Source organism: Limnohabitans sp. 2KL-3 (assembly GCF_001269405.1).
GTDB lineage: Bacteria > Pseudomonadota > Gammaproteobacteria > Burkholderiales > Burkholderiaceae_C > Limnohabitans_A.
Window position 1 is genome coordinate 457075 of sequence record NZ_CXON01000001.1, and the last position, 9174, is coordinate 466248.

Below are 9174 nucleotides of genomic sequence, written 5' to 3' on the forward strand. Positions count from 1 at the left end.
GGGCGTCGCTCCTACAGGGGGCAAGTTGCATTTTGTAGGAGCCCTTCTCTCGGGGCGATTGTTGGTGGTTTGCGGGGGTGATCGCGACGGGGGCGTCGCTCCTACAACCTCGGTGCATCCATCATGGCACCAGCAAATCGTCAATTTGTTGGCGGCTCAAGCCTGTGATTTGTGCGATTTGCACCAAGTCTAGGCCGCTGGCGTGCATGGCACGAACCATTTGGACCTTGGCTGCGGCTTCGCCTTCGGCCTTGCCCTCTGCTTTGCCCTTTGCAATACCCAAAGCTTCGCCCTCTGCCTTGCCCTCTGCCTTGCCCTCTGCCTTGGCTTCTGCCCGTGCATCCTCCAGCACCGTTGATTCAATGCGCGCCTTGTCAATCTGGATGTGGTACGCCTCCAGCTCTTGCTCGGTAAACGCGGCTGCCTCAACCAACTCCAGGGCCTGGGCAATGTCGGGGTCTTCGCGCCAGCTGGTGTCTGCATCGGGTTTGCTGCCCGAGGTCTCTCCCACTTCGCTCATAAAGCGCAACCACTTGACCTGCATGCGCTTGTCGGTGCGGCTTTGGGGGGCGAACTTGGGTAACTCGATGAACACAAACTCCAAACCCTCCAACACCCGACGTGGCTCGTGCTGGCGAACAATCTGGTAGTGGTGGTAATACTCGGGTGTGGCCCGATCAAACACCTGGCTGGTCAACGCCAAGGCGTACACCGGCTGCAAGCTGGCGTAATTGTGGCCCGCGTGCAGTTGCTTCACATAAGCCTGGCTGGCAGAAAACAAAATGCGTTGCTCAAAGCTGGTGCTCCACAGCATTTGCATCTCGACAATGAAGGTGCGACCCCGCACATCTTTGCACTTGACATCGACAATGGAGTTTTTGAACAAACCCGGCAACTCGGGCACTTGCTCGGGCGTCAAGTACTCCAAGCTTTCAATCTGGCCATCGTCGGGCAGGGGCAGCAAGGCGTTCAAAAAACTGCGCAACAGGTGCTCATGCTCACCAAACACGCGTTTGAAAGCGAGGTCCACTTTGGGGTCTAGGTAGCGGGTGGGCATGGGCGGTGAGGGGTTAGGGCAACTCTGACATTTTAGGGCGGCAGTCGCGGGGCTTGCCTCCATTTTGTAGGAGCCCCGCACTCGGGGCGATGGGGGTGGTTTGCGGGGCTTTTCGCGACGGGGGCGTCGCTCCTACAAAAAATGTCTGGGTATGCGCACTGCAGAGGAACCATCGCCCATGAGGTGGGCTCCCACAAAGAAACCAATCAGCCAAAGGGTACGGGAAAAACTTACGGAAGGTGTTTCTAGCTTAAGCAGTTTGTTGCAGCAACGCCAACTTAGCACCCAAAGACGCCTGGAATTCCTTTTGAACGTAATCGGATATCAATTTCTTGTTTTGCCTTAACGAGTCGATTTCGGATTTCGTCAGCCGAACGGAATCCGACAAGATAGCGGGCTTCGTTGGCGGTGAGAGCACTGGCTTTGATGCCAAAGATTTCAATGAGTTCATTTGCATACCTCTGTTCCAATAGTTTGAGTGTTTGTCTATCTGGTGAAAAAGATTTCAATCTTCCCGCATTTACCAAAACAAAAATACCCGCAACAATGCCACCTTTTAATTGGATGTAATGACCGAGCTCAGCCAAGGTTCCTCCCAAACTGGTCACATCATCCACCAAAACATAGCGCTTGCCGGGTTGCACTACACCATCAAACTCTGGGCGCAGGGCCAAGCGCTCCATCGCGTCTGCACCCGTATGGTAAACCTTCGTCACCTGAATAATCGTTTGGTCAGCCGTCGCTCCGAAAACCACGGCACAAACTTCAGCCAACACTTGAGGAATCGCGTTATCGCCACTGGCTTCTCGCGCAAAGGGCGCCACAAAAATGCAATCACGGGCAAACTTATGACGGTTTGCATAAACACCTGCCAAAGCGAGATCAGAAACCAATGTCAACGCGCTCCGCCAATCACCAGCTTTGGCATTGACATAGGCAGGATGCGTCTTTAACGCTTGGTCCACATCAAACAACCAGACCACAGGCGCATTCGCAGGAATAGCGAAAAGCCTCACATCTGGTTGGTTCGTATCTTGTAATGAAACGATGATGGTCTCCACGGAGTGTGTTTCATTATCGCGAAAAACCCCCACGCCCTTATGCGGGTGATCAAGTGAGGTTGTTTGTAGGAGCCCACCCCTGTGGGCGATTCCGCGCATCCCATCAAGGCAAGGCAATCGCCCACGGGGTGGGCTCCCACAACAAAACCAATCGCCCACAGGGGTGGGCTCCCACAAGGGCTCCTACAAAGACAATGAAGGCAATCGCCCACGGGGTGGGCTCCCACAAGGGCTCCCACACCGCAAAAAAAGGGCCGCTTGTGGCGGCCCTTTTTGGTTTAGCTGGTCTGGTGAGACTGCAGCATGTGTTGGTCAATCAGCAGTTGCGCTGACGGGTCGGTGGTGCCGGTGTAGACGGCGTAGTTTTGGCCGTTTTGGTTGACCACGTTGCCGGTATCGGTCCACTCGCCTTCGGTCAGCATCACCTTGTCGTTGGCAGCGCCAGACAACACCAGCTGGTACACACCGTTGGTGGGCGGCATGCTCAGCACATCGGCCAGGGTCAGGGACACCACGTTGGCGGCGGTGTCGGTGGCCATGTCCACTTGCTCCAGGCCCTTGACGATGCCGTTGAAGCTCATGTCCTTGAGCACGGTGGTCAGGTCCAGGCTCTGGCCGTTGCTGAGCGAATAGACGCTCGACTCGGCAGCGCTGGTGCACACGGCAATGGCGGCGGCCACGTCTTCGGGGGTGATGGTGACGTTACCCATTTCGCCTTCGGCGTAGCAACCAATCGCCCACAGGGTAGCCTCCTACAAAGACACGGAGCCAATCGCTTCCAGACAGGCTCCTGCGAAGGCAGCTTAGGTCAAGGCTTGACCATTGATCTGCAGTCAAACCTGCGGAACCATCTTCAACTCAAGCTTGCAGCCTAAGGCTTGGGCATATTTGCGTAACGTCGTCAACGAGGGCGGATGGCTTTTGGAGGCCAGCGTTGACTCCACACGTGCCAACGCGGACTGTTTAACGCCCATCAACTCGGCCACCTGCGCCTGCGTCAGTCCTGCGCGCTTGCGGGCCATGAGCAACTGATCCAGCGCTTCAAATTCATCGCTCAACTGATCCCAGGCATCGGCAAAGACTGGACTGGTCTTTCGCAACTGCGCCGCCTGCGCCTTCGGGTCAAAAGGAACAGGCGCATAAGTCATGTCATCTCGCTGCGTTGCTTTCATCGCTTTAACTCCTTCAGTCGTTCACGCGCAATCCTGAGTTCTTTCGCGGGTGTTTTATCTGTCTTTTTGATAAACCCATGCAAGATCACGATTCGTTTACCCACCATCGTGCAATAAAAGGCACGGCCAATACCTTCGACCGCTTTGGCTCGCACCTCAAACAAGCCATCACCCATCGCTCTGGTGTGCGGCATACCTATGTCAGGACCAAACTCAGTCATCCGAATCAACAAAGCCAAATAACGAGCCTTCAACCCATCGGGCCAAGCCTCGATCGACATTTGAGCGTTGAGGTTGAAATATTCAAGCTGATACGTCATATTTCATAATAACATAGATGTTATAAAAATCCAAGCTCAGTTCAGAGTTGGCGGCTTAAGTCTTGGCATACGCACCAATGAAAACATCACCAAAGTGGCTGGTTGTAGGAGTCCACCCCTGTGGGCTATTTCACGCATACCGCCATGGCACGCCAATCCCCCACAGGGTGGGCTCCCACACCGCAAAAAAAGGGCCGCTTGTGGCGGCCCTTTTTGGTTTAGCTGGTCTGGTGAGACTGCAGCATGTGTTGGTCAATCAGCAGTTGCGCTGACGGGTCGGTGGTGCCGGTGTAGACGGCGTAGTTTTGGCCGTTTTGTTTGACCACGTTGCCGGTATCGGTCCACTCGCCTTCGGTCAGCATCACCTTGTCGTTGGCAGCGCCAGACAACACCAGCTGGTACACACCGTTGGTGGGCGGCATGCTCAGCACATCGGCCAGGGTCAGGGACACCACGTTGGCGGCGGTGTCGGTGGCCATGTCCACTTGCTCCAAGCCCTTAACGATGCCGTTGAAGCTCATGTCCTTGAGCACGGTGGTCAGGTCCAGGCTCTGGCCGTTGCTGAGCGAATAGACGCTCGACTCGGCGGCGGTGGGGCACGCGGCAATGGCGGCAGCCACGTCTTCGGGGGTGATGGTGTCGTTAACCATTTCGCCTTCGGCGCAGGAACCATCGCCCACGGGGTGAGCTGCTACGAGGACAAAAATCACATCTTGTATAGATGTGATTTTTTGAGGACATGCTTGACGGCCAATCTCACAGCGAATGCATGCTGCCGAGCAATTGGTCTGCTAATTCAGAAAAAACCGATCTAGCCTCTGTAAAAGACACCGTTTCGCCAAAAACCAACTCGTCTACAAACTGCAAATAGTCACGCTCAAAACCATCTGGTTGCGCGTGAAGTGCTTGGAGCACATCGCGCATCTGGCCAACAGGGTCCAGCTCAAACTCGGGGTACTGGTTGCGGTATTGCGCAGCATCGCCCGCCACCAGTGCCGCAAAATGCGCATGCGGCGGCGCGTTTATCAAGCGTTCGTGGTGCGCCACAATGGCCCGCACATCGTACAGATGGCGCACCAAACGGTCGTCGTATTCATCGCGATTGCGCCCTGCCCTCACCTCTGCCGTGCGACGCAAAAAAGACAACACCTTTTCGGCCAAGGTCTCCTCAACGCTGATGCACTCGATCTGGAAATCCTCTGCAGAGCCTGCGATCAATTCATCGAGCATAGAGCGGATGGGCAAAGGCGCTGTGGGCAGAACTGGTGGACGCGCATTGAACTCAACCTTGATCTCGGTGCGCAGACTGGCCACGGGCGAAAAACGGCTCTGGTACAACAAATTCATCGCCACATAACTGTTCTCGTCACGCGCCACGACCTGCTCTGGCGGCACATGAAAACCCGCCTCCTGAAACACCAGCACCACCCGCCTCTTGAACTGACTGAGCCGCTTGCTGCGGGCCGTGCGCGACAAACCCTCGGGCACAACGAGTTTGAAATCGACATCTTCCGACATCCTATCAATCAGCCTGTGCGCTTTGGAAAGGCATGTCCCGCCGCAAAACACCAAGCCCATGCCATCGCTGTCCGTGCTGGCCAAGTGGCGAAGCGCCTGGGTCAGGAGCAGGTCTTTTTCGAATATTCCAGGAGGCAACGACGACAGCGATTCGTTGCGAATATCCAGAATTTTTTATGCTCTTGCGCTGTAATTGTTTTCATAACGCACCGTGCTGATACCGACTGTGATCTTGCGGGAAATGCGGCGATCGCCCGTGTCGAATGTGGTGCGCACCGGAATTTGCGTGGTGCGCCGTTCGACATAAGCACGCTGGGCACGGCCCAAGGTGACGGGGACATTCAGTTTCTCAAACGTCTCTTGCGCCAACTCTTCAAGCGACACACGCGGCACAGGTTTGCCCGAGATACTGCTGGGCCGCGCCTTGGCATACGTGCCATAACCCAAACGCACCAGCTTGCCATCGGCCAACAGCTGCTTGAGCACACGGCTGATCTGACTGGGGCTGCCCATGCGCTCGAAATCGACACGCATGACCACCTCTCCTTTGCGCAAAGCAAGCGAACGAACCATCCTGTCTTTCAAGCTGTATCGGCTCATGAGGGCCCCCGAAGTGATGCAAACAATGCTCATTCACTATACAACAAATCGGCTTTTTCATTCTCAAAACCATCGCCCACAGGGTGGGCTCCTACAAAGGCAAAGGCTCAACGCTGAGCGGGCAAAGGAGCTTTGCTTGCAGAGTTGATGATGTCCAATTGGCGCTGGGTTGCGCGTTGCATCACACGGGCATAAACCTCTGCCTTTTCTTCTGGCGTAGCACTGCGGAAAAACCTTGCAAAAGGTGTTTCAACAACTGAGGGGAGATTTTGGGGCTTACGTTTTAACATTTGACTTCAATATGAGTCGGCAACTGCCATGCAAAAGCGGGCTCTTGATACACATACAGAATCTGCACCAAACGTCCACGTTTGAGCGAACGTTCTATATTTTTCTCTGCCACTGCGTAATTCGACAAAGTTCCGTCAAGTAAAAAGCTCTGCCCTTGGACCAAGGCTCGGTCATGTATACGCTCAACCAACAATGCCACGGCCCCCTGAAATAACCAAGAGTTCGAGCCTTCATAGGCAGGAAACTCCACACGCAAATCATCCGGGTCTATGCGAAGAATCGAATCAAACTCACTCAACAACTCCATGGATGCTTCGGTCTTACCCGCACCAGGAGAGCCTGCCATAAAAAGCGAAACGGGCCGCTCTTCACTTGGAAACTTGTGCAAATCTGTTCTTTCACGGGCAATGCGCGTGCGGTGTGATTTGGCATAAGCCAGCGCTTGTGCTTGCACTTCCTCGTTCGTTTGAATCATTGCTGCCCCCTGTTTCCACAATTTACCGTAAAAGGCATCACACGCGGACCGAGTGTTTGCAGGAGCCCACACCTGTGGGCGATTTTTCGCACACCGCTATGGCGGGCAATCGCCCACAGGGGTGGGCTCCCACAAAGGCAATGAAGGCAATCGCCCACAGGGTGGGCTCCTACAAAGACACAAAGCATCGCGGAGCGACTGACAAAAAAAGGGCCGCTTGTGGCGGCCCTTTTTGGTTTAGCTGGTCTGGTGAGACTGCAGCATTTGCTGGTCAATCAGCAGTTGTGCTGACGGGTCGGTGGTGCCGTTGTAGACGGCGTAGGTTTGGCCGTTTTGGTTGACCACGGTGCCGGTATCGGTCCACTCGCCTTCGGTCAGCATGACCTTGTCGTTGGCAGCGCCAGACAACACCAGCTTGTACACACCGTTGGTGGACGGCATGCTCAGCACATCGGCCAAGGTCAGCGACACCTTGTTGGCACTGGTGTCGGTGGCCATGTCCACTTGCTCCAGGCCCTTGACGATGCCGTTGAAGCTCATGTCCTTGAGCACGGTGGTCAGGTCCAGGCTCTGGCCGAAGCTGAGCGAATAGGTGCTCGACTCGGTAGCAGGCAGGCAGACCTCGGGTGCGAGTGGCAATTCGCTGGACACCTCAGAGATCGCGTTGATCGCTGCGGCAACGCCCGTCTCTGTCAAGCCAGGCGATGCAAGCTGTTCAGAGAAACCGGTGTGCATGGGCTGTGTTCGTTGTTGGGGTTGATGCAAGTCAGTGGCGTGATGAGGTCATCACAAGGCCAATATCTCGGCAACTTGTTGCACGCTCAAACCTGTGAACTGGCTGATTTGCGCTGCACCCATACCACTGGCGTGCATGGTCCGGACAATCTCGGCTTTGCCCTCGGCTTTGCCCTCTGCCTTGCCCTCTGCCTTGCCCTCTGCCCGTGCATCTTCCAGCACCGTTGACTCAATGCGCGCCTTGTCAATCTGGATGTGGTACGCCTCCAGCTCTTGCTCGGTAAACGCCGCTGCCTCCACCAATTCCAGGGCCTGGGCGATGTCCGGGTCTTCGCGCCAGCTGGGGTCAGCATCGGGTGTGTTGTCCGAGGTCTCGCCCACCTCACTCATAAACCGCAGCCACTTGACCTGCATGCGCTTGTCGGTGCGGCTTTGGGGCGCAAACTTGGGCAGCTCAATGAACACAAACTCCAGCCCTTCTAACACCCGCCTTGGCTCATGCTGGCGCACGATTTGGTAGTGGTGGTAGTACTCGGGTGTGGCCCGGTCAAACACCTGGCTGGTCAGAGCCAAGGCGTACACCGGCTGCAAGCTGGCGTAGCTCTGACTCGCGTGCAACTGCTTCACATAAGCCTGGCTGGCAGAAAACAAAATGCGCTGCTCAAAACTGGTGCTCCACAGCATTTGCATCTCCACAATGAAAGTGCGCCCCCGGGCATCTTTGCACTTCACATCAACAATAGAGTTTTTGAACAAACCCGGCAGCTCGGGCACTTGTTCGGGCGTGAGGTACTCCAGGCTTTCAATCTGGCCATCGTCGGGCAGTGGCAGCAAAGCATTCAAAAAACTGCGCAACAGGTGCTCATGCTCACCAAACACGCGTTTGAAGGCGAGGTCCACTTTGGGGTCGAGGTAGCGGGTGGGCATGATGGTGTGTGAGGTTAGGGCAACTCTGACATTTTAGGGCGGCAGTCGCGGGGTTTGCCTGCATTTTGCAAGAGACCCGCACTCGGGGCGATGGGTGGTGGTCTGCAAGGCTTCATCGCGACGGGGGCGTCGCTCCTACAAAAAAGTCTGGGTATGCGTCGTGCCGAGGAACCATCGCCCACGGGGTGGGCTCCCACATGGGCAGCAAGGCAATCGCCCACAAGGTGGATGCCTACTTTAAGCCCTGAGTTTTTAAAGCGAAATCAAGCGTGAAGTGAACGCATTGCGAGCTCTGGGGACGTCGACACAATTTTCAATAATGCCGCTGCGGGACCGGTTGGATTGCGGCGGTGTTGTTCCCAATTTTGAAGCGTCTTCACGCTTACACGCATCATCTGCGCGAACTCAGACTGTGACAAACCTACTTGCTCTCGAAGCTGTCGCACATCAGGATTGTCGATCTCAAAGCGTCGTGAGGCTTGGGCTTTCCCATTAGAAATCGCTTTGGCCTCTTTCAAGCTTTGTACCAAATCATCGAACAATGCTTTTTCCATTTTCACAACTCCTTTACCAAGTCATATAAAAGCGCAACCTCTTTGTCTGTCAGCGAATCCTTGGCTGACTTCGGGTAGGCCAACAACAAATAAATCTGAAACTCATCTTTGAGCCAGTAATAAATTACCCGGACCCCCGCACTTTTGCCACGCCCTTGCACTGCATAGCGCAATTTTCGAATCCCTCCGCCGCCTCGGATCAGATCACCAAGAGCCGGATTTTCAACCAATGCCATCTGCATTTGCGCATAAGAATCATCCGACAACAACACGGTGATCGTGCGTGTAAAAGTGGGGGTTTCGATGAATTCCACAGAACTCCATTCTATACGCCATTGGCGTATTCATTTTATTTAAAACCAATCGCCCACAGGGTGGGCTCCTACAAAGGCAACAAGGCAATCGCCCACAGGGTGGGCTCCCACACCACAAAAAAAGGGCCGCTTGTGGCGGCCCTTTTTGGT

General features: G+C 55.1%; 13 protein-coding genes. All 13 read right to left on the reverse strand.

Annotated elements, in window-relative coordinates:
• Positions 1–121: 121 nt before the first annotated feature.
• Positions 122–1057 (reverse strand): Rpn family recombination-promoting nuclease/putative transposase, encoded by a 936-nt coding sequence (locus tag AMM41_RS02220; protein WP_089952484.1) that lies wholly within the window; start codon positions 1055–1057, stop codon positions 122–124.
• Between the two features lie 278 nt (positions 1058–1335).
• Positions 1336–2118: a type I phosphoribosyltransferase gene (locus tag AMM41_RS02225; protein WP_199233425.1), complete on the reverse strand. Its 783-nt coding sequence runs from the start codon at positions 2116–2118 to the stop codon at positions 1336–1338.
• Between the two features lie 278 nt (positions 2119–2396).
• Complete coding sequence (locus tag AMM41_RS02230; RefSeq protein WP_089952487.1) at positions 2397–2828, reverse strand: ubiquitin family protein; 432 nt, start codon at positions 2826–2828, stop codon at positions 2397–2399.
• Positions 2829–2951: 123 nt separating this feature from the next.
• Positions 2952–3290, reverse strand: a complete 339-nt coding sequence (locus AMM41_RS02235) for a helix-turn-helix domain-containing protein (RefSeq protein WP_228769053.1) — start codon at positions 3288–3290, stop codon at positions 2952–2954.
• Positions 3287–3610, reverse strand: a complete 324-nt coding sequence (locus tag AMM41_RS02240; protein WP_089952489.1) for a type II toxin-antitoxin system RelE/ParE family toxin — start codon at positions 3608–3610, stop codon at positions 3287–3289. Before AMM41_RS02240 ends, AMM41_RS02235 begins: the two co-directional genes overlap by 4 nt.
• Before the next feature lie 218 nt (positions 3611–3828).
• Positions 3829–4290 (reverse strand): hypothetical protein, encoded by a 462-nt coding sequence (locus AMM41_RS02245; protein WP_089952491.1) that lies wholly within the window; start codon positions 4288–4290, stop codon positions 3829–3831.
• Positions 4291–4366: 76 nt separating this feature from the next.
• Positions 4367–5266, reverse strand: coding sequence for a nucleotidyl transferase AbiEii/AbiGii toxin family protein (locus tag AMM41_RS02250; RefSeq protein WP_089952493.1), 900 nt, complete (start codon positions 5264–5266; stop codon positions 4367–4369).
• A 36-nt stretch (positions 5267–5302) separates the two neighbouring features.
• On the reverse strand, positions 5303–5761 hold the full coding sequence (locus tag AMM41_RS02255; protein WP_368664954.1) for a DUF6088 family protein: 459 nt from the start codon (positions 5759–5761) through the stop codon (positions 5303–5305).
• 250 nt (positions 5762–6011) lie between these two features.
• Positions 6012–6494 (reverse strand): zeta toxin family protein, encoded by a 483-nt coding sequence (locus tag AMM41_RS02260; protein WP_089952495.1) that lies wholly within the window; start codon positions 6492–6494, stop codon positions 6012–6014.
• Positions 6495–6731: 237 nt separating this feature from the next.
• Complete coding sequence (locus AMM41_RS02265; RefSeq protein WP_089952497.1) at positions 6732–7229, reverse strand: hypothetical protein; 498 nt, start codon at positions 7227–7229, stop codon at positions 6732–6734.
• A gap of 51 nt (positions 7230–7280) precedes the next feature.
• The gene (locus tag AMM41_RS02270; protein ID WP_089952499.1) at positions 7281–8156 is read right to left on the reverse strand and encodes an Rpn family recombination-promoting nuclease/putative transposase; all 876 of its coding nucleotides are present in this window, start codon (positions 8154–8156) and stop codon (positions 7281–7283) included.
• Positions 8157–8419: 263 nt separating this feature from the next.
• Positions 8420–8710, reverse strand: a complete 291-nt coding sequence (gene nadS / locus AMM41_RS02275; protein WP_089952501.1) for a NadS family protein — start codon at positions 8708–8710, stop codon at positions 8420–8422.
• A gap of 2 nt (positions 8711–8712) precedes the next feature.
• The gene (locus tag AMM41_RS02280; RefSeq protein WP_089952503.1) at positions 8713–9024 is read right to left on the reverse strand and encodes a type II toxin-antitoxin system RelE/ParE family toxin; all 312 of its coding nucleotides are present in this window, start codon (positions 9022–9024) and stop codon (positions 8713–8715) included.
• Positions 9025–9174: the final 150 nt, after the last annotated feature.

What these genes read in the sequence shown, in the direction of transcription:
- AMM41_RS02260 (WP_089952495.1), bottom strand. Translation starts at nt 6,494, where the DNA reads ATGATTCAAACGAACGAGGAAGTGCAAGCACAAGCGCTGGCTTATGCC.
- AMM41_RS02235 (WP_228769053.1), bottom strand. Translation starts at nt 3,290, where the DNA reads ATGAAAGCAACGCAGCGAGATGACATGACTTATGCGCCTGTTCCTTTT.
- nadS (WP_089952501.1), bottom strand. Translation starts at nt 8,710, where the DNA reads ATGGAAAAAGCATTGTTCGATGATTTGGTACAAAGCTTGAAAGAGGCC.
- AMM41_RS02255 (WP_368664954.1), bottom strand. Translation starts at nt 5,761, where the DNA reads ATGAGCATTGTTTGCATCACTTCGGGGGCCCTCATGAGCCGATACAGC.
- AMM41_RS02220 (WP_089952484.1), bottom strand. Translation starts at nt 1,057, where the DNA reads ATGCCCACCCGCTACCTAGACCCCAAAGTGGACCTCGCTTTCAAACGC.
- AMM41_RS02265 (WP_089952497.1), bottom strand. Translation starts at nt 7,229, where the DNA reads ATGCACACCGGTTTCTCTGAACAGCTTGCATCGCCTGGCTTGACAGAG.
- AMM41_RS02230 (WP_089952487.1), bottom strand. Translation starts at nt 2,828, where the DNA reads ATGGGTAACGTCACCATCACCCCCGAAGACGTGGCCGCCGCCATTGCC.
- AMM41_RS02240 (WP_089952489.1), bottom strand. Translation starts at nt 3,610, where the DNA reads ATGACGTATCAGCTTGAATATTTCAACCTCAACGCTCAAATGTCGATC.
- AMM41_RS02270 (WP_089952499.1), bottom strand. Translation starts at nt 8,156, where the DNA reads ATGCCCACCCGCTACCTCGACCCCAAAGTGGACCTCGCCTTCAAACGC.